21 protein-coding genes and 2 pseudogenes are annotated in these 19617 nt (G+C 57.4%); 16 read left to right on the top strand and 7 right to left on the bottom strand.

Features of this window, described 5'->3' with window-relative positions; translation table 11 throughout:
- Positions 1-415: 415 nt before the first annotated feature.
- Entirely contained in the window at positions 416-1327 is a 912-nt protein-coding gene (ppk2, locus tag F2S13_RS28600) for a polyphosphate kinase 2 (RefSeq protein ID WP_166367236.1), read from the bottom strand.
- 529 nt (positions 1328-1856) lie between these two features.
- Here ppk2 and pstS point away from each other — a divergent pair.
- The 8 genes from pstS (at position 1857) to F2S13_RS28560 (ending at position 8869) form a co-directional block, all read left to right on the top strand.
- Entirely contained in the window at positions 1857-2888 is a 1032-nt protein-coding gene (gene pstS / locus F2S13_RS28595; protein WP_166367235.1) for a phosphate ABC transporter substrate-binding protein PstS, read from the top strand.
- Between the two features lie 74 nt (positions 2889-2962).
- A complete protein-coding gene (pstC, locus tag F2S13_RS28590) occupies positions 2963-3928 on the top strand; it encodes a phosphate ABC transporter permease subunit PstC (RefSeq protein WP_166367234.1) in 966 nt (321 codons plus the stop codon).
- Positions 3928-4821, top strand: coding sequence for a phosphate ABC transporter permease PstA (pstA, locus tag F2S13_RS28585; protein WP_166367233.1), 894 nt, complete (start codon positions 3928-3930; stop codon positions 4819-4821). Before pstC ends, pstA begins: the two co-directional genes overlap by 1 nt.
- Positions 4822-4897: 76 nt before the next feature.
- Positions 4898-5659 (top strand): phosphate ABC transporter ATP-binding protein PstB, encoded by a 762-nt coding sequence (gene pstB / locus F2S13_RS28580; RefSeq protein WP_218584131.1) that lies wholly within the window; start codon positions 4898-4900, stop codon positions 5657-5659.
- A 101-nt stretch (positions 5660-5760) separates the two neighbouring features.
- Positions 5761-6459 carry a hypothetical protein gene (locus F2S13_RS28575; protein ID WP_166367232.1) on the top strand — a complete coding sequence of 233 codons (699 nt, stop codon included), beginning with the start codon at positions 5761-5763 and terminating at the stop codon, positions 6457-6459.
- Between the two features lie 77 nt (positions 6460-6536).
- On the top strand, positions 6537-7094 hold the full coding sequence (locus F2S13_RS28570) for a hypothetical protein (RefSeq protein ID WP_166367238.1): 558 nt from the start codon (positions 6537-6539) through the stop codon (positions 7092-7094).
- 249 nt (positions 7095-7343) lie between these two features.
- Positions 7344-7931 (top strand): TetR family transcriptional regulator, encoded by a 588-nt coding sequence (locus F2S13_RS28565; RefSeq protein ID WP_178119059.1) that lies wholly within the window; start codon positions 7344-7346, stop codon positions 7929-7931.
- A 347-nt stretch (positions 7932-8278) separates the two neighbouring features.
- Entirely contained in the window at positions 8279-8869 is a 591-nt protein-coding gene (locus F2S13_RS28560) for a flavodoxin family protein (protein ID WP_343047649.1), read from the top strand.
- Between the two features lie 190 nt (positions 8870-9059).
- On the opposite strand, the gene F2S13_RS28555 is transcribed toward F2S13_RS28560, so the two are convergent.
- The 4 genes from F2S13_RS28555 to F2S13_RS29565 form a co-directional block, all read right to left on the bottom strand.
- A complete protein-coding gene (locus tag F2S13_RS28555; protein ID WP_166367229.1) occupies positions 9060-9374 on the bottom strand; it encodes a cupin domain-containing protein in 315 nt (104 codons plus the stop codon).
- A 159-nt stretch (positions 9375-9533) separates the two neighbouring features.
- Positions 9534-9926, bottom strand: coding sequence for a tautomerase family protein (locus tag F2S13_RS28550; RefSeq protein ID WP_166367228.1), 393 nt, complete (start codon positions 9924-9926; stop codon positions 9534-9536).
- 281 nt (positions 9927-10207) lie between these two features.
- A complete protein-coding gene (locus F2S13_RS28545; protein ID WP_246238035.1) occupies positions 10208-10822 on the bottom strand; it encodes a LysR substrate-binding domain-containing protein in 615 nt (204 codons plus the stop codon).
- Entirely contained in the window at positions 10819-11100 is a 282-nt protein-coding gene (locus tag F2S13_RS29565) for a LysR family transcriptional regulator (protein WP_246238034.1), read from the bottom strand. The genes F2S13_RS28545 and F2S13_RS29565 overlap by 4 nt, the downstream gene beginning before the upstream one ends.
- Positions 11101-11205: 105 nt before the next feature.
- On the opposite strand from F2S13_RS29565, the gene F2S13_RS28540 reads away from it, so the two are divergent.
- Entirely contained in the window at positions 11206-12123 is a 918-nt protein-coding gene (locus F2S13_RS28540) for a DMT family transporter (protein WP_166367227.1), read from the top strand.
- Positions 12124-12516: 393 nt separating this feature from the next.
- On the opposite strand, the pseudogene F2S13_RS29735 reads toward F2S13_RS28540, so the two are convergent.
- A pseudogene (locus F2S13_RS29735) lies at positions 12517-12722 on the bottom strand (hypothetical protein); the annotation flags it as partial.
- Between the two features lie 203 nt (positions 12723-12925).
- Positions 12926-13594, bottom strand: a complete 669-nt coding sequence (locus F2S13_RS28530; RefSeq protein WP_166367237.1) for a glutathione S-transferase N-terminal domain-containing protein — start codon at positions 13592-13594, stop codon at positions 12926-12928.
- A gap of 163 nt (positions 13595-13757) precedes the next feature.
- Between F2S13_RS28530 and F2S13_RS28525 the strand changes: the two genes are divergently transcribed.
- From F2S13_RS28525 to F2S13_RS28495, 7 genes and pseudogenes are all read left to right on the top strand, one after another.
- Entirely contained in the window at positions 13758-14675 is a 918-nt protein-coding gene (locus F2S13_RS28525) for a LysR substrate-binding domain-containing protein (protein ID WP_166367226.1), read from the top strand.
- Positions 14676-14802: 127 nt separating this feature from the next.
- Positions 14803-15438 (top strand): flavodoxin family protein, encoded by a 636-nt coding sequence (locus F2S13_RS28520; RefSeq protein WP_166367225.1) that lies wholly within the window; start codon positions 14803-14805, stop codon positions 15436-15438.
- Positions 15439-16332: 894 nt separating this feature from the next.
- Entirely contained in the window at positions 16333-17076 is a 744-nt protein-coding gene (locus F2S13_RS28515; RefSeq protein ID WP_166367224.1) for an SDR family oxidoreductase, read from the top strand.
- A gap of 75 nt (positions 17077-17151) precedes the next feature.
- A pseudogene (locus tag F2S13_RS29935) lies at positions 17152-17322 on the top strand (DUF1427 family protein); the annotation flags it as partial.
- A gap of 203 nt (positions 17323-17525) precedes the next feature.
- Positions 17526-17849 (top strand): putative quinol monooxygenase, encoded by a 324-nt coding sequence (locus F2S13_RS28505; protein ID WP_166367222.1) that lies wholly within the window; start codon positions 17526-17528, stop codon positions 17847-17849.
- 158 nt (positions 17850-18007) lie between these two features.
- Positions 18008-18205 (top strand): hypothetical protein, encoded by a 198-nt coding sequence (locus F2S13_RS28500; protein WP_166367221.1) that lies wholly within the window; start codon positions 18008-18010, stop codon positions 18203-18205.
- Positions 18206-18270: 65 nt separating this feature from the next.
- Positions 18271-19146 (top strand): NAD(P)-dependent oxidoreductase, encoded by an 876-nt coding sequence (locus F2S13_RS28495; protein ID WP_166367220.1) that lies wholly within the window; start codon positions 18271-18273, stop codon positions 19144-19146.
- The last annotated feature ends 471 nt before the right edge of the window (positions 19147-19617 follow it).

Here is a 19617-nt window from a genome sequence, read left to right as displayed (position 1 = left end):
TTCGAGCACTACAACGAGCAGCATCCGCACAGCGCCTTGAAATATCGTTCACCGAGGGAGTTCAGGCGCTTGGCGGCCGCATCAATTTAACGGGGAGTTGGTGTCCAGTTTTGCAGGGGCAAGTCCAGTTCAGGCGCGCTTCGTTGACACGAAAGAGATGGATCATGATCACTCCTCAAGGCTAGAGGAAAGTGTAGTTAATACGTGAAAGTAGCCTGACTGACCAGATGTGCTTGAAAATGGTAGTTGCTTTGGAAAGTGACATTGCGTATGGAACCAATACGGTCTCTGCGGGCACTCGCGAGAACGAACTGTACCGTTGACCTCAGTCAGGCAGCTAATTGCAATTCCGATGTGATGCGATAGGGTGCCCGTCAACCAACGTCGACATGTGACATCAAGTGTATTGATTGGATCAGTAGACCTTAGGAACGATCAGCTCCGACGGTGTGGGAGTCCGCACGTAGTCCTTGTGACGCATACGTTGGGGTAGCTCCACTTGGGGTTGCTCGACCTCCTCGTAGGGCATCTGGTTCAGCAAATGATGGATACAGTTGAGACGCGCCTGCTTTTTATTGTTGGCTTGTACAACCCACCAACGCGCTTCCTGGATATGGGTACGTTCCAGCATTATTTCCTTGGCCTTGGTATAGGCCTCCCAGCGGCGCCTGGATTCCAAGTCCATAGGGCTGAGCTTCCATTGTTTGAGTGGGTCATGGATGCGGCTGAGGAAACGCAGGTGTTGCTCCTGATCGGAGATCGAGAACCAGTACTTGATCACCTGGATTCCAGAGCGCACCAGCATGCGCTCGAACTCCGGCACCGTACGAAAGAACTCTTCGTATTGATCATCGTCGCAGAAGCCCATAACCCGCTCGACGCCAGCTCGGTTGTACCAGCTGCGATCGAACAGGACGATCTCACCTGCTGCTGGAAGGTGCGAAATGTAACGCTGGAAGTACCACTGAGTACGTTCGCGGTCGTTCGGCGCGGGCAGTGCGGCGACCCGGCATACCCGAGGGTTAAGCCGCTGGGTTATGCGCTTGATCACACCACCCTTGCCGGCGGCATCGCGGCCTTCAAAGATGATCACCACTTTGTGACCGGTCTTGACTACCCAGCTCTGCAGTTTTACCAGTTCGCCCTGAAGGCGAAACAATTCGCGAAAGTAATGACGTCGGGCTTCCTTCTCCGGGGATTCTGGGATGTCGCGATCTAACAACTGGTCGAGGTTTTCGGCATCCTCGATCAGCTCCAGCTCAAGCTCCTCGTCGCTTTGATCGATGAGTTCGCGGTGAATGCGCTGGATCAACGTGTTGTTAGGCATGTCCGGTCTCCGCTATTGATGCCTACTGATTTTAGGGCATTGCTGAGGTAGCTCAGTGACAATACGGTGACAGCTGGAGATTTGTGCTGGTGACCAGCCAGATGCCGGTAGCGGATGACCTGCCGCTTTGGTGAAAAAAAATTTGCCAGTTTCTCAATCGATCCGATTTCCCGTCGATTTTGGATTAAGCTGGAGATTCGCCCATGTCCATCTGGGTTGAACTGGCAATCTTGCGACGACGCTAGATGTGATGCTCCGGTGTCAGTCGAGAGTGTTTGCAATCTCGGTAGTGATGAACAGTCCAAGCCTTGGTCCTCTACCAAGGGATCCAGCATCTGAGCGAGTACCTTCACCGTATTGTCGGGACGATCAACGGTTCGCAAGTGGCAAGGTTGCTAACGCGAAACTGTCAGACGTTAGCGGGCGGGGCAGGCGAGTCCGTGAGCCAGATTTTTGCCATTCAAGTTCATAAAATCGTAACAAAGTCGGTGCAGAGTATGGTGGCTCATTATCTTGAGGAGTTGCGTCGATGAATCGTTTGATGAAGTCCGCTGCGCTCGCCCTTACGGTTTCACTTTGTGCCACCTCATTGTCTTTTGCAGAGGAAAGCGTCCGCCTGACGGGTTCAGGCGCCAGTTTTCCGGCCCCGATCTACCTCACCTGGTTCAAGGATTTCAGCAAAAAAACCGCAGGCGTCACCGTCGATTACCAGTCCAAAGGTAGTGGCGCGGGCGTTCAAGACTTCCTGAACAAAACCGTTGATTTCGCGGCCAGTGACTCGGCAATGAAAGACGAAGACATTGCCAAGGTTGCCGAGGGCGTGCAGTTGCTGCCGATGACGGCGGGTGAAATCGTGCTGGCCTATAATCTACCGGACAGTCCCAAAGGGCTAAAACTGCCACGTGATGCTTACTCCAATATCTTCCTGGGCAAGATCACTCGATGGAACGACCCGCAGATCGTTGCGGCCAATCCCGAATTGAAACTGCCCGATATGCCGATCACGGTTGTCGTGCGTGCAGACTCCAGTGGTACTACTGCGGTATTCACCAAGCACATTGCGTCAATTAACCCAGAGTTCAACCAGGCGTTAGGTGAAGGCAACACCGTCAATTGGCCGGCCAGTGACAAATTCATCAAATCGCCCAAGAATGATGGTGTGACGGCCACCGTACGCCAGACCCCAGGGGCCATTGGCTACATCGAATACGGCTTCGCCAAACTGGCCAAGGTTGACTTTGCCCAGTTGCAGAACAAGGCCGGGAATTACGTTGTGCCGGACGCACAAAGCGGTGCCGAGGCTCTGGCTGCGGTGAAGATGCCGGACAGTCTGGTGGCCTGGCTGCCCGATCCAGAAGGTGAAAAGTCCTACCCGATCACTTCCTACACCTGGATGATCTTCCGCAAACACAATGAGAACCCGACCAAGGCTAAAGCCATGCGTGAAATGGTCGAATATAGTCTGACCGAGGGGCAGAAAATTGCCGATTCGATGGGTTACATCCCCTTGCCGCAATCGGTCATCGATCAGGTTCGAAAAGCTTCTGCCAACATCCAGTGACGCTCGCTAGGCCTCTTCCGGCGTGGGCTGTTTACCTCGCCGGGCGAGTTTCCTCCACGCTTTGGAATTAGCCTATGAACAGCCCATTCGTGGTACCGGAAAATCCGGACTCTGCCTGCCAACCACCTTCTGCAAAGGATTTTCTGGTTGATCGCACCTTTCGTGCGCTTGCACGTGTGGGGGTGGTTCTGGTTCTGGGGGTGGTATTTGCCCTTATATACGAGGTGGGGCGAAAGGCAGTCCCAGGCATGGAAAATCACGGTCTGGACGTGCTTTTGGGTAGCGTCTGGGACGTTAATCAGGGCAAGTTCGGCATTCTGCCGGCCATTTGGGGCACGCTTTACAGCGCCCTCATCGCGTTGATGATTGCAGGCTTTTTCGGCATCAGCATGGCGATTTTCCTGACCCAGGATTTCCTGCCCGCCCAGCTTGCAGCGGTTTTTCGCACCATCGTCGAATTACTCGCGGCTATCCCCAGCGTCGTTTACGGCCTGTGGGGAATCTATGTAGTGATCCCGGCGATCAGGCCCCTGACGGCATGGTTGCACAGCGAACTTGGCTGGATACCTTTTTTCGGCACGTCCTTGAGTGGCCCGGGACTGCTACCTGCGGCCTTGGTGCTCGCCATCATGATTCTTCCGACCATTGCTGCCGTTTCGCAGGATGCCCTCACTGGCGTACCGATGAGAACCAAACAGGCAGCCTATGGCATGGGTACCACCCACTGGGAAGCGATTCTCAAGGTGATGGTGCCATCCGCTGCCACGGGCATTTTCGGATCACTGGTGCTGGGCTTGGGAAGGGCACTGGGTGAAACGATGGCCCTGGCCATGTTGGTAGGTAACGCGAACAATATTTCCCTTTCTCTGTTTGCTCCGGCCAATACGCTGGCAGCCTTGTTAGCTCTGAATTTTCCCGAAGCGGGGCCGAACGAGATAGAGGTTTTGATGTATGCCGCGCTGATACTGATGTTGATCACTTTAGTCGTGAATGTCATTGGATCCATGTTCATGTTTTATGCCCAGCGTGGTAACAAATGATGAGAGACCTCACTTCTCGTACAGACCCTGTGCCAAGTCTACAGCGCAAGTTTGAAGGCCGTGCCCTGCGCAGCCTGGTCTTGACTACGCTGGTCTGGGGGGGCGCTCTACTGGCCAGCGTGCCTCTGATTTCAGTGCTCTACATGCTGATCACACGGGGCGGTGCTCGCCTTAGCCTGGAAGTATTCACCGAACTCCCTCCTACCGGTTTCGAGACTGGCGGCGGCTTTGGCAACGCGATGGCAGGCACCTTTGTCATGGTCGGTATCGCCGCAGCGATCGCGGTTCCGGTCGGCATCATGGCTGCCATCTTTCTGGCTGAGCTAGGGCCGGACAGCAAACTGGCGAACGCCACGCGCTTCGCCGCCAAGATACTCACGGGACTGCCTTCGATTTTGGCCGGTGTTTTTGCCTACGCCCTGGTGGTGATAACCACTGGTACGTACTCGGCACCGGCGGGTGGCGTGGCACTGGCAGTACTGATGCTGCCGATCGTCGTGCTTACGGCTGAAGAGTCGATGAAGATGGTACCCAAGATCATGAAGGATGCCGCCTACGGCATGGGATGCACACGCACGCAAGTTATTTGGAAAATCGTATTGCCTACCGGCATGCCGGCGATCCTGACCGGCGTCATGCTGGCCATAGCGCGGGCAGCGGGCGAGACGGCGCCGTTGTTGTTTACTGCGCTGTTCAGCAACTACTGGCTCTATCACGAAGGCAATCTGGCGCTAATGAACCCGACGGCATCGCTGTCCGTGCTGATTTATAACTTTTCCGGCATGCCTTTCGACAACCAGCTCGAACTCGCATGGGCGGCCTCGCTGGTATTGGTGCTCATCGTGCTCTTCGTGAATATTGTCAGTCGTATTTTCGGCAAGCCGAAGTTTTGAGAATGGGAGCTTCTGAATCGTGAAAGTACTACCTGAGCAAAAAACCGCCCCGTTCGAGACCCAGGCACCAGTGGTCATGGACTGCAAGCTGGACAAGATTTTCTATGGCAACTTCATGGCAGTACGTGACAGCCATGTGCCAATCGAAAAAAACAAGATCACGGGATTCATCGGCCCTTCCGGTTGCGGAAAAAGCACTGTGCTGCGCAGCCTCAATCGGATGAACGATCTGGTGAGAGGTTTTCGTTTTGAGGGGCACGTGCATTTCCTGGGGCAAGACGTCTACGGCAAGGGCGTTGACCCAGTGGTCGTGCGCCGCTACATCGGCATGGTATTTCAGCAGCCGAACCCGTTCTCGATGAGCATATTCGACAATGTCGCTTTTGGTCTGCGCCTTAATCGCTACAAGGGCGATCTGGGTGACCGCGTAAAACATGCCCTACAGGGCGCCGCGCTGTGGGATGAAGTCAAGGACAAGCTTAAAGTCAGCGGCCTGTCCCTCTCCGGCGGTCAACAGCAACGCCTGTGTATCGCTCGCGCCATCGCCACCGAACCGAAGGTTCTGTTGCTGGATGAGCCCTGCTCTGCACTCGACCCGATTGCCACCCGCCGTGTCGAGGAGCTGATGGTCGAGTTGAAGAAGGATTACACGATCGCTCTGGTAACCCACAATATGCAGCAGGCAATCCGTGTTGCTGATACAACTGCATTTTTTTCGGTGGATATTTCGCAGGGCACGCGCACCGGCTATCTGGTTGAGATGGGCCCAACTACGCAGATTTTTGACAGTCCACGGGAGCAGATGACAGGGGACTACATCAGCGGCAAGTTCAGCTAGCCGACGACGTCCGGTCAAGGCTGCATGCCGCCAGGGTGTAAACGGTTTCTGTATGTATGCAGTCGTTTTTTCGTCTCACTCACCATTCCTCAGGATTGCCTATGTCCGCAAATCGTCGCCTTGATTTGTCAGCGATTGAACGCGCACTGCGTGAGGTGCAGGGCCGCTTTGCTGAGCTTAGCAAGCACTTTACCGAGCCTCGTGATCCCTTCACTGACGAAGTGTTGCAAAACGTGCTTGAGGGTTATGCCTTGATTGACGACTACGTCGCACGTGGTGTCGACCTGTTTGATCTTCAGCAACTGAATCTGATGCTGGAAATCAATGCCACGGTTCTCTGCGGTCGAGCCCCTGCTAGCCGACTGGAATTCGCTCAGCACCTTGCTGCCACCGAGGAGCACTTTTTCAACAACAGAGAGGGTGGAATCAAGGACTTGTACAATTGGTACTGCGCGTACCGCAGTGAATCAATCTGGAAGCGTGCTGCCGGTGTCTATGTTCGAATTCTGAGCAAGCCGCAATTGTTCATTGAAGGCAATAACCGCAGTGGTTCGCTGATCGTCAGCTATTTACTCATGCGCGCAGGGCTGCCTCCGTTCGTGCTGACGCTAGACAACGCTGAGGGTTACTTCAACCCGTCATCGGTGATACGGAACTCCGCCAAGCATGGTGTCAAGGCGTTGTATGAATTCCCCAAGATCAAGAAAAAATATGCAGCCTTCCTGGAAGAACAGGCACCTGAACCTAAGAAGTTTTTCCTGAACGGAAAAAAATTGTCCGTCTATCAGGAGGGCGCTTGATGAGAAGGTGTCCAGCTTTTGATAAAAGCCGAATTTCCTACGCTAAGGGATGGCAAACAATCAAAGGTTTTATCCCGATGTACTTGTTCAGGCGTCAGCGCATACGTATTTCGTTTGATATAGATGACACGTTGGCCTGTCATCCCCACCACTGCGCAACCGAGCAAAACAGGCTGCCGGTATTTGTTCATCGCTGGCTGGGCGAGCCGTTGCGCAGTGGAACGCGCTCCCTGACCCAGGAGTTACGTCGCCAGGGCTGCAGTATCTGGGTCTACACCTCGTCCGGTCGGACACCGTCCTACATCAGGCGTTGGCTATTACTATACGGCATCCGTGTCGACGGTGTGGTCAACAGTGTTCGGCATAACCGTGCCCTGACGGTGCATGGGCTGTCGAACTCTCCCTCGAAATTTCCGCCAGCATTCGATATCGACTTGCATGTCGATGATTCCGAGGGCGTGAAGATTGAAGGCTATGACCACGGTTTTCGCGTCGTTGTAGTAAGTCCTGATGATGTGAACTGGGCGCAGAGAGTCTTGGATGCAGTCGCTGAAGTCCAGCAACAACTCGCTTGGCAGCAACTGCTAGGACGCAAGGATACGGCGCATGAACGCTCAGAAGTTTTGTCCTCCTGAGTTCCGATGCTTTGGAGCGGAGGACATGGGATCCCAATCCTTCCCCGCGAGCGGGCCGTCCGGCTCCAGGCGGGGATTGCGGTGAAGTCAATTATCCAGTTGCCGTTTATCGCGAACTCCGAGGACTAAGTGCGGCTCTTCTCGCTATCAGGATGATGATCGAAATCTATACCGGCAGCGGTTTTGATTATGATCAACATCTATGTATCATTGGGCACATGATTTCCCAGTGGACATGAGGTATTGCACGTGAGAGTGACCAAGGCCCAGGCGCAGACCAATCGGGAGCACATCGTTGAGACGGCCTCTGAGCTATTCCGTGAGCGCGGATTTGACGGCGTCGGTGTGTCTGATCTCATGGCGGCTGCCGGTTTCACCCACGGAGGTTTCTACAAGCATTTCGGCTCGAAGGCCGACTTGATGGCCGAAGCTTCTTCCAGCAGCCTTTCCAAATCGCTGCAAGGTGCGGAAGCGCTCGATGTTCCAGGCTTCATCGGCGTCTATGTGACGAGAGAGCATCGTGACGGACGTGGCAGTGGTTGCACCATGGCCGCGTTGTGCGGCGACGCGGCGCGTCAATCGGATGATTTGAAAGCGACCTTTGCCGAAGGGATCGAGCACACCCTGCAAACTCTGGGGGGGAAATATCCGACGGGGCCGGATGCCGCGCCTGGTGAGGGGAGAAAGAAAATGATCGACCTGCTGTCTCGAGCTGTCGGCGCGATTATTTTGTCGCGCGCCTGCCCGGATGATTCCGCGTTGGCGGATGAGATCCTTGAGGTTTGCCGCGCTGAAATGTTTGCTTCGTTGTCGGTCAATGAAAGCGAGGCGGTCTAAAGCGGCGCTCATTCAAAGCATGGCTTTCGGTAGAACTTCGATTTTGATGCTTGGACCAGAAAGTCAACTTTGAGTTGAAAGTTGCGGTTCACAAATGGCGGCTTTCAACTGACAACTGCCTGTCGCGAGGGGCCGCAATCGATCCACAGCCGGCTCTCCCAGCCACTCGCCACTTACTGAACCCGTTGGGGCTAGGTCTTCATTCGACAGTATGTTCCAAATCATCGAACGAGTAGGCCCGAAACTTGGTGCGTCATTCGAATGGTATCGGCAGATGATTACTCTCAATCCGCAACCAATCATGGGCGGACCTACTGATCTCTACCGAGGATTGCACCATGACTAACATTACCCGTGTTGCCGTCGTTTACCACAGTGGCTATGGTCACACCGCCAAACAGGCTGAGGCCGTTGCTAAAGGGGCAGGCAGTGTTGTCGGGACCGAAGCCTTGCTGATCAGTGTTGACGATATCGACCAATACTGGGAAACCTTGGAAGGTGTTGACGCAATCATCTTCGGCTCTCCAACGTACATGGGTAGTGCTTCCGCCCAGTTCAAAGGCTTCATGGACGCGACCTCGCGGACTGTCTTCGCAAAAGGTGGTGTCTGGGGCAACAAGATTGCGGCAGGTTTTACCAATGCCGCATCCCGTTCCGGTGACAAACTGGCAACCTTGCAGCAACTGTCTATCTTTGCCGCGCAGCACGGTATGCACTGGATCAACTTGGGTCTTCCACCGGGTCACAACAGCACCAAAACCACAGAAGACATGCTGAACCGCCACAGCTTCTGGCTCGGTGCAGCAGCCCAGTCTGATGCGGATGTCAGTGCTGAATTCGGTCCACCGAAAGCTGACCTGCTGACTGCCGAACACCTCGGTGCCCGTGTGGCAAAGGTAGCCCGTCAGATGGCTGCGGGTCGTCACGCCGTGGAATGATCCCCGACGAGTGTTTAACCGCCGATGTACGATGGCACATCACCCAGTGAGCGCCATAATACATCGGCTTTTTTGTAGCATTCCCCGCAGCACGCCTGAAAGTGTCGCGACAGTTCGAACGTATTGGTCTGGCAGCCTGTATCAGTGCGCTGGGGGAATGTCTGTTTCTATGTCAGTTTATGGGCCGACGTCATTCCTTGATCACAATTCCACCCAGATGGACAAGGAAGAACAGCGTATCTTCGAGTGCCTCCGCGTCGTGTTCCTCCCCGGGTCCGATTTTCAGGTAGTCGCCTGCCTCCATCACCAGGTCGCCCATTCGGATCCGTCCCGACAGGATGAGGACTTCCTCCTGACCTTCATGGTCGTGAAGCGGAAAACGGGCGCCGGCCTTGAACTCAATGAAGTCCGAGCCATTACCATTTTCTCCCCAGATGGCAGACGAACGTATGCCAGGGAAACCGGTTTCAGAGAATTGGCGAGCGGTTTTTGTATAGTGAAGCATGGGAAACTCCTGGTTCATTTGGTTAGGGGCGGGTGGTTCGATGAATGAGGGCAATCGAACCGACCGCGCCTAAGCTAGGTCCATTGGGCCTCGCCCACTAGCCGGCAAATTCGAAAGGAATCCTTTCACAAAATTCTCAAGTCGCGTGGATGCGCTTGTTCATGTCGGTGTTTCATCCGCGTACTGCGCGATACCAAGGCCAAACGACCAGTTCTCCTTCTTGACCTCCACCAGGTTCACGAAGACGTCCTCAAGCCTGATGCCATGTTCGCTGTTGAGTCGCCGGGCGAGCTCAGCGTAGAAAGACTTCTTCGCCGCGGTGGTGCGTCCTTCATTCAGCGTGATCTGGATGATGACAAGATCCTGCGTCCTGGTGATCCCGAGGTAATCTGGGTCGTAGACAAAGGTGTCAGAGGAATGCTCATCGATCAGTTGAAAGTTGTCTTTGTCTGGAACGCCGAGGACGTTCTTCATGGTTTGATAAACCGTCCTGCCGATGGCTGCGGACAGTCCGTCGATGCGCTTGATTAGTGAAATCCTGACGAGGGGCATGTTCAGATACTCTAAAGGTCGAAGGAGATGCAACAAGACCTCCATTGTCCGGGAGGATGGATTCACTGGATTTCGACGCCTCGATGCGCGCCATCCCACCCGTTGCATTGGGGAGCGGCTGGTTCGACGAATCATGGCAAGCGAGCCATCCGCGTGGTCAAAGCTAGACCCGTTGGGTCTTGGCCACTAGCCATCAAGTTCGATAGCATTCCTTTCACCAGTGAAAGGGCAGGCCCGGATCCTGTCGAAAACCATGAATGACATTCCCACAGCATGGCTGACTACGCACTTTGGTAGCCGAGCCGCTCTCTCAATCGCGGAACCGAGAAGTCCAGGAAAGCACGCAACTTCAGCGGCACCTGGCGCTGGCTGGGGTAGATCAGGTTGACGGGCATGGGCGCAGGTTCATGCGCCTCCAGCAAGGTGACCAATGCGCCCGTTTCCACCAGGTTATCCACCTGATACGACAATGCTCGTGCGATTCCGGCCCCGGCTGTTGCGGCGATGATCGCCGCCTCGGACGAGTCCACGACGAGCCGCGAAGAGACACGGATCGCCTGTGGAATTGCGTTTGTACCGAAAGCCCAATAGTTCCCGGTCCAGAAGCCTTCGTACGTCACACAGTCATGCGATACCTTCGTCGGTACGCCGCGGACTTTCACGTAAGTGGGGCTCGCGCACAGCACCTGGCGAAGCAACGCGACACGGGTGGCGATCATACTGCTGTCGGGCAGTTCGCCGAAGCGTATAGCGAGATCGACGTGCTCCTCCAGGAGGTTCACGTTCCGATCGGTCAGTTGCAAGCGCACACGGATGTCCGCATAGGTTCGGAGAAACTCCACCACAACGGGCACAACATGCATTTGGCCCATGATCGCGGGCGCACTGATGATCAACTCCCCTGCGGCGCGTGATATTCGCCAGAAGCAGTTCGCTCGGCTTGCGCGATCTCTGCCAGGATCCGCCGGCATGAGGCGACGTAGTCATGCCCTGCATCGGTCAGAACAAGTTTGCGGTTGCCGCGCAGGAGCAGGCGCATGCCCAGGTGGTCCTCAAGATCCGAGACCCGGCGGCTGACTTTGGCGAGGGGGATGCGCAGCTGACGGCTGGCGGCGGAGAGACTGCCAGCTTCTACAGCGGCCACCAGGATGGCCATGGCTTCGAGTCGGTCCATGGTCTCTCACCTGTGAAAGGATTCCTTGCGAATCTACAGGCTAGTCGCTGGAGAGTGAAGGGCCTAATGTCTATGCCATTGGCCGCCAACCCAATGGAGTCGAGCATGAAATCGATAGAGCGTTCTGCCATTGTAGCGTTTGCATCGCTGGGCCTGATCTGGGGCAGCAATTTCATTTTCATGAAGTGGGCGGCCGAACTGATCAGTCCTATCCAGATCGTGTTCCTGCGAGTGCTGTTCGGTTTCTTCCCGATCCTGGCGCTCGCGCTTTATCGCGGCGTCCTGCGCAAGCAACACCTGCGTCACTGGCCCCATTTCCTTGTCATGTCGATATTGGCGACAGCGTTGTATTACTACGCCTTCGCAAAGGGCACCGCACTGCTGCCGTCCAGTGTCGCCGGCATGCTCAGCGGTGCCATCCCGCTTTTTACATTTGTGCTGACGGCGCTGTTTCTAAAGCAAGAGTCGATCAACGTCAGAAAGATCGTCGGCGTGGTATTGGGGTTCCTGGGTGTGCTGTTGATCGCTCGTCCCTGGAGCACCGGTGCCGGCGGGCTCGATCCGTGGGGCGTGGGCTACATGATCCTGGGGTCGCTCAGCCTCGGGAGCTCGTTCGTCTATGCCAGGCGTTTCATGTCGAACCTGGAAATCGCGCCCCTCGCGTTATCCACGTATCAGGTCGGATTGGCGCTCTTCATCCTCGCGGTGGCGACACCCTATTCGGGCTTGAGCAACATCGGCCAAAGTGGCGTCGCCCTGAGCGGACTCGTGCTCGGTCTTGGACTGACCGGCACCGGCATCGCGTATGTCCTCTACTACTACATCGTTCAGCGGATGGGGGCGGTGCAAGCCTCGACAGTGACGTACCTGCCACCGGTGGTGGCGTTGCTGATCGGCATACTGGTCGGGGAGGGGCTGCGTGCAATGGATCTGATCGCGATGAGCGCAATTCTTGTTGGCGTGTATGTGATCCAGATGCCCGTTCGGCAGCGCAGTACCGGAGTTTCAGACATCCGAAATTGACTGATGGACTCAACCACACAGGCCACTAGCAGTCCTGTTCTTCCTGAGCCCCGCTCTTGGCGCTCCTGGCGATTCTGAAGGCTCCGAGCCGGCTGTCGCGCTCGTTGGTGTATGCGGGGCTCTGCTCTCCCACCAGGTCCTCCCGCCGCAACAGCTGGCCACATCCGTCGCACAAGGGGCCTAGGCCCGACAATTGGCCGCGCGCGGGTCCTGGAGATCGTGCTCGGCGCAGGTGACTTCGATGCCTCGACCGCCGAACGCTACGGCTGGATCAACCGTGCGCTACCGGACGCGCAGCTAGATACCTTCGTGACGAATCTGGCGCAACGCCTCGCTACTTTCGACAAGGCTGCGCTGGGCGAAGCCAAGCAAGGTGCGCTGCCGAATTCAGATGATCTGAAGGCATCGCAGGCGCTGTTCCCGTGTCTTCTCCGCGAGCTGGAGTCTTACCCGGATGGCCCAAATATCCTTGACTCTGAGCGGGGCTTTCTACCCGACAAGCTTCCCTTGTTCCAAGGCTGGTCGCCCGGACGCTCAAGCGTTATGCCGACAATGCCTTTGTCAAGCGGTCCTATCTGTTCTGCGTTGACCTCGAGCATCGCTTTGCTGTTTTGTCCGAGCTGGTTGCTACGGGTCGGACAACTCATGGAAGGCAGTACCGCCGAGGCTGAGGACGGTCGCCAGAATTGTCGAAACCAGTGTTGCAGGCAGGGTATTTTCCGTTGTCGTCCGGGACGAACAGGACTACGGCCTAGGCGGCGACTGCTCGACACGCCCAGGCTGTACCGATTGAAGGTGTCAGTCAGGTGTTCTGCGGGAACAGTGCGCGGCGGGTTTCCTCGTCGAACTCGGCTTTGAGGGTCACCTTGTCTTTCAGGCCATGAGCGCGCTGCGCGGCTGGCCGGGCCGATATTTCATCGAACAGGCGCTTGACGTTAGGGTAGGCGTCCAGGCCCTGCTCGCCAAAGATGTACGGCGCATAGTTGGCCCAGCCCCACAGCGCCATGTCGGCAATGCTGTACGCCCCTCCGACCAGGTAACGGGAGTTGGCCAGACGTTCGTCGAGAATGGCATAGTGTCGCTCGACTTCCTTCAGGTAGCGGTTGCGTGCATAGGGAAGCGCCTCAGGCGCATGGTGGAGGAAGTGGACAGCCTGACCGGAGAATGGTGAGAGGCCGGTAGCGATAAAGAACAGCCATGAGAGTAATTCGGCGCGGGCCTCCACCGAAGTGGGCAGGAACCGCTGGTGCTTCTCTGCCAGGTGCAGAAGGATGGCCTGGGAATCAAACAGGGTAGATTCGCCGTCAGCCAGCGCCGGCACCTTGCCGTTCGGATTGACCTTGCGGAAAGCCGGCGAGTGCTGTTCGCCTTTGAAGGTATCGACGGCAATCAGCTCGAAGGGAAGTTGCAACTCTTCCAGCAGAAGGGCGACTTTCATCGGGTTGGGAGAGGGGTGAAAGTAGAACTGGATCATGGGTCGTACTCGGTGGCGGAAGGTGAGTGCCCGCACCGGAGGATGGCCGGCTCAGGCCCTGTGGCTGTCGGGGTAAGGCGGCAACCGTGGTTCTATGTTGGACGAGCCGGCGATGTTTGACGTACCATCGGTTTGTTCTAGACGTTCGAAGGCCTCGAACATGTTGTCTCAAGAAGAACTGGCCTTGCTGGAGGCCATCCGCGAAACCGGCAGCCTGTCCCGCGCTGCGGTGAAACTGGGCAAGGCTCCCTCCACTATCTCCTATGCCGCCCGACAGTTGGAGGAGCGCTTCGATGCCCTGCTGTTCGACCGTCGACGCTATCGCCTGCAGTTGACTCAGGCTGGTCAATTGCTGGTGGAGGAGGCGGCGCGGCTCAGCCAGGACATGGCACGCCTGAGGCAGCGCGTACAGCAGGTGGCCAGCGGCTGGGAAAGCCGGTTGTGGATCGTCACCGACGAGGTGTTGGAGTTCGAAACCCTGCTGCCGATGATCCAGTCCTTCGATGCCCTGAAGTCCGGGGTGCCTTTGCGCATTACCCACGAGGTGCTGCGTGGCACCTGGGAGGCGTTGCGCGATGGTCGAGCGGACCTAGTGATAGGTGCGACCAATGAGCCGCCCAGGATCGCCACCTTGCGCTGGTTCGAATTGGGGGTGATGGAGTGGGTATTCGCCGTTTCGCCCAGGCATCCGCTGGCCCGCGTCAAACGGCCCGTCAGCCGGGACATGCTGGCGGAACATCGGGCGGTCGTGGTCGCAGACACCTCGCGCAATGCCGAGGGACGCACCTACGGGGTGTCCGCGGGGCAAGGTACCTTGGCGGTACCCAGCATGCGGGCGAAAGTGCTTGCCCAGCGTGCTGGACTGGGAGTCGGTTGGTTGCCCCGCCATCGGGTTCAGCCCTTGCTGGAGCGGGGGGAACTGATAGAGAAGGAAATGACCGACCCGCGTGAGCCGAACATTCTTTACGTCGGCTGGCAGGGTGATCACCAGGGCCGCGCCATGGAGTGGTGGCTGGAGCAGCTGCGCCAACCGTCGTTGGCCGCTCGACTGATTCAGGGGCTTCCCATTCCCGTTTGAGCCCGGCTCAAGGTCAAAGGTGCGGCCTGTCGGGTGTAATCAACAGAATGTTCTGCAGTGGCGCGCACCATTTGCCTCAAGTTGCAGCCAATTCCTTGGCGGGCTCCCTGAACCTTGAGGACACGTCATGAATACCCATACTCGCGTTGCCGTCGTTTATCACAGTGGCTATGGCCACACCACCAAGCAGGCGCAGGCTGTAGCCCGTGGCGCAGGTCGTGTCGCCGACACTGAAAGCCTGCTGATCAGTGTGGAAGACATCGACCAATACTGGGAAATCCTGGAAGGTGTAGATGCCATCATCTTCGGTTCGCCGACCTACATGGGCAGCGCCTCGGCCCAGTTCAAAGCTTTCATGGATGCAACCTCGAGGACAGTGTTCGCCAAGGGCGGCGTATGGATCAACAAGATCGCGGCCGGCTTCACCAATGCGGCCTCACGTTCTGGCGACAAACTTGCGACCTTGCAGCAGCTCTCGATCTTTGCCGCCCAGCATGGCATGCACTGGGTCAATCTGGGCTTGCCGCCGGGGCACAACAATTCCAAGTCGACTGAGGATATGTTGAACCGTCATAGCTTCTGGCTCGGCGCTGCGGCGCAATCGGATGCCGATGTCAGCGCTGAAGTCGCACCGCCGAGCGCGGACCTGCTTACGGCTGAACACCTCGGAGTTCGAGTTGCGGACGTGGCGCGCCAGATGGCGGCCGGACATCGTGCGCTGGCAGGGATAAAAGGTTCGCAACAACACACCGCACTTTCCTGATTCCGAATATTGCTCCGAAAACACTTATAGAAGCCCGCTTCGCGGCGGGCAAGGGCGTCGGGACCGCTCGGCTTTGCTGTCTCAACCGCGCGAACACTCTCGCCCGCTCATGAAATTCCTGCTGCGTATGATGGAAGGACTCCTGCCCGCCACATCCTCGCCGGCCATTCCTCCAACACGGCCACCAACTGTTGCACGGTCGCGCTTTCGAAATTGTCGGCGTAACTCCACGCCACCAGCTCCCGGGGACGCACTGCCTGGAAGTGGGCGCGCTGGCAGTCTAGTCCCCCGACCAGCACTTCAGGGTCTCGTACCGATGGACAGGAACCGGCATCTACTGCGGTGAAATTCTGGGCGCGGGACACCTCTAGGCGTCGAGTCGACCGCAATAAGCTTCGCAGTTTACGAAGACTTACTCGAGGAGCGGTTCGGTTTAAGTCCGGAGATGAGTAACGATATCCCGGATTGCATCCGGCGACGACCTGCTAGCCTTTTCAGAGGGCCGGTCCGCTTTTTCCCAGTCAGGGAGCATAGGGTAAGTCCGTGTTTTCTGAGCGTGGATGATGACTCCCGCACCGGTTTGGCTTGCCGTGCGAGTACGTTCGATGAAGCCGAACGAGTCCGCCAAGATACTGGTACATCATACGCGATGGGATGAGCCACCATTCATGCCAGACAACTTCAATTGCTCCAGAGAAGTCCCATCCACGACACCTGGCAGGGCGAAACGATGCCGGGGCAATCAGGACGTGCACACCATATCAGGCGCTGCCTGCCGGTGTTGGCCAGTCTGGGATGTTCCCGGTATCGGCTAGTCTTTAGTAATTAACCAGGCGGCCCAGGAGCCCTGGCGCCACCCCGCGTTTTACACCCTTGTTCATTAGGAGACATGCCATGACTCAGACCCTTTCCAGCAAAGTTGCCTTCGTTACCGGTGGCGGACGCGGCATCGGCGCTGCAATCGTCCGTCGCCTGGCCCGTGAAGGTGCCACAGTCGCCTTCACCTATCAAAACTCGGCTGCCGCTGCCAACGAACTGGTGGCCGAGGTTGCCGCCGCAGGTGGTCGTTCCATTGCGCTGCAGGCCGACGTCGCCGACGCTGAGTCTCTCACCCGTGCCATCGATACCACGGCGCATCAGCTGGGCAAGATTGACATCCTTGTCAACAACGCAGGGGTGTTGCTGCTGGGCACGCTGGACGACTTTACGCTGGAGGATTTCGACAAGACCCTGGCGATCAACGTTCGAGCAGTCTTCGTCGCTGCCAAGGCTGCCGTGCCGCACATGGGGCAGGGAGGCCGGATCATCAACATCGGCAGCTGTAACGCAGAGCGCATGCCATTCCCCGGTGGCAGTGCCTATGCCATGAGCAAGTCGGCATTGCAAGGCCTGGTGCAGGGCCTGGCCCGCGACCTAGGGCCCAAGGGGATCACTGTCAACAATGTGCAGCCCGGCCCGACCAACACCGACATGAATCCGGAAGTGGGTGATTTCGCCGAGGCAATGCACGGCATCATGGCCCTCCAGCGCCATGCTCACCCAGACGAAATCGCCGCAATGGTGGCCTACGTGGCCGGTCCGGAGGCGGGCTTCGTGACTGGGGCCAGCCTGACCATCGACGGTGGCTTCAACGCGTGAGTGGACGTGCCCGTATGTCCCTGGAGGCATAGGGCCATCCCGCTATCCGCTCGGGCGCTATGGAACCGAATCACCATGAAGATTTATCTGTTTTCCCTGGTAACAGGTGTACTGGTCGGCACGATCTACGCGTTGTTGGGCGTTCGCTCACCGGCGCCGCCGACCATCGCCCTTGTTGGTCTGCTCGGCATTCTGCTGGGCGAGCAACTCGTTCCGTTCGCCAAGCAGGTCGGCGCAGGCCATTCACTGAGTGAAGCCTGGCACTCGATGGAGTGGATGCCCTCGGTCAGTGGAGTCTCTCAAGAGCAGCCACCTAAAGAGGGTCCCAGTTCCTCCGACAAAGACCCAAACGGCAGTATCTGAGGGCAGGAACGAACACCGAACCGCGAGTTGAACCACTTCATACGAACCCTGCTTGAGGCAGGGGCAACTATCGTTGGAGAATTTTCATGAGCCAGACCATTGCCTTCATTGTTCACTTACCGGGCAAGCCGGAACATCGCGAAGAGCTCGAAACCAAGCTGCTGTACGTGCTCGATCAAATGTCCAAGGAGCCCGATTTCATCAACACCTATCTGCATCGTTCGGTCGAAGACCCCGACACCCTAGTGCTCTTCGAAACCTGGGCCTGCAGCGAACAGCATTTCCGGGATCACCACCTGAAAGTTGCCTATCGCAGGGAGTACGAAGCCATACTCCCCAACTTGCTGAAGGCTCCGCGTACCCTGGAGTTCCTTGACCCGGTTCGCAGCTACCTGAAAGCTGTCGAGTGACCGTCGAGGCCGGTGCGGCGAGCGCCGTGCCGTCGTTCGCTGCCATTCCTATTCCAAATGAGGTCAGTCAAACAGCGATATTGCCGGTCCGGTAGATTAGCTGGCTGACAAGGTTGAGCACCACGAAGAGTTCTAGTCCCGGCTCGGCATTTTCCATCGTGCAGATGATCGAACAGCCGGACTTCATCGATATCTACATCCATCGCGAAATGGATGACCCGGACGCCTTGGTGCTCGACAACCTAGCTATGCTCGCGAAAAGGCTCGAGGCCCATCAGTTGAGCCGAATGTACTTGGGTATAAAAAACCGCGCTGCCAGAGCTGGTCAAAGCAACGCGCCGAATCGTTATTTCTGAAGCCGATGCAGACATTTGAAGAGAACCAGGTCTGACATCGGCATCCAAAAGAGGAGGGTATCGTTATGCAAATTGGGTTCCTGGGTTTAGGCGCTATGGGGCGACCGATGGCAGCCAACCTGCTGATGGCAGGCCACGACGTATGCGTCTGGAACCGCTCCCGCGAGGTAACCACGGAGTTGGTGGCTCAAGGCGCCAAAGTCGCTAATTCGCCAGCCGAGGCTTTCGACGCCGACGTGGTCATTTCGATGCTTGCGGACGACCAATCGACCCGAGAGGTTATCCTCGATAGCGGGGCGTTAAAGGGCGCTCGACCGGGACTCATCCACCTGAGCATGGCGACTTTATCGGTGGCGTTTGTCTCTGAGTTGGTGGCGCGTCATGCCGAAACCGGGCTGGCCTACGTCGCGGCCCCGGTATTCGGTCGCAGCGAGGTCGCCGCGGCAGGTCAGCTGAACATCCTGGTGGCCGGTCCCACGGATGCCGTCGCCAAGGTCCAACCCCTGCTCGATGTCCTGGGCCAGAAGTGCTGGCCGCTGGGGGTGGACCCGGTGCGGGCCAATGTGGTGAAAATAGCCGGCAACTTCATGCTGATCAGTGCCATTGAGGCCATGGGCGAAGCGTCGGCCCTGGCTCAGGGTCATGGCGTTCAGGCTGCGGAGCTGTTAGAGATTCTGACCAACACGCTGTTCGCCTCCCCAGTCTACAAAGGCTATGGCGCGCTGATCGCTGAGCGACGCGTCACTGAGCCGGCGTTCAAGCTCGCCTTGGGTCTGAAGGACGTCGGTCTTGCTCTGAGCGCCGGCGAGGCCAAGCGCGTCCCGCTGCCGTTCGCCAGCGTCCTGCGCGATGCCTTGCTGGAGGCAATGGCCCAGGGCGAAGGTCAACTGGACCTGGCGGCTCTAGGCTTGCGCGCGATGAAGAGGGCTGGCCAGCTCTGAAGGACGGAGCTGTCCGCTTTTCTCTCGCTAGGCCATCCGCCCCTCCGAGGTGCGAAATTGCACTTCACTTGACCACCTGTTTGCATTCGACCTGACCAGTCATTTGCATTCGTTCTGACCACCGATTGCATCGGATGTGACCAGCACGCTGCGTGGCAATGATCGGCAGAGAACGGCCAGAAGCGGCCCCTGATGACTGGCCGCAGCCCGCTCCCACCGGGGTTGGCATCCAATCATTATCTCGTTCCCACGCTCTGCGTGGGAATGCCGTGCCAGACGCTCTGCGTCGACCTTCAAGAGCGCTTTGCGGCGCGTCTCTGTATGCATTCCCACGCGGAGCGTGGGAATGAGGAGTTGTACGGGCCGGCAACACGGTCGGCATAGCCGCTGCCGCCAGGCTGCGCTCACGCTCGTTAGCGGGCGCAAGATCACAAGTCCGCCGGAGGAGCCCCTACGGGACTCCAGCGCAGG

Origin of the sequence: Pseudomonas akapageensis (assembly GCF_011355085.1) — a bacterium.
Classification (GTDB): domain Bacteria; phylum Pseudomonadota; class Gammaproteobacteria; order Pseudomonadales; family Pseudomonadaceae; genus Aquipseudomonas; species Aquipseudomonas akapageensis.
This window is presented reverse-complemented; position numbering and strand designations above follow the sequence as displayed.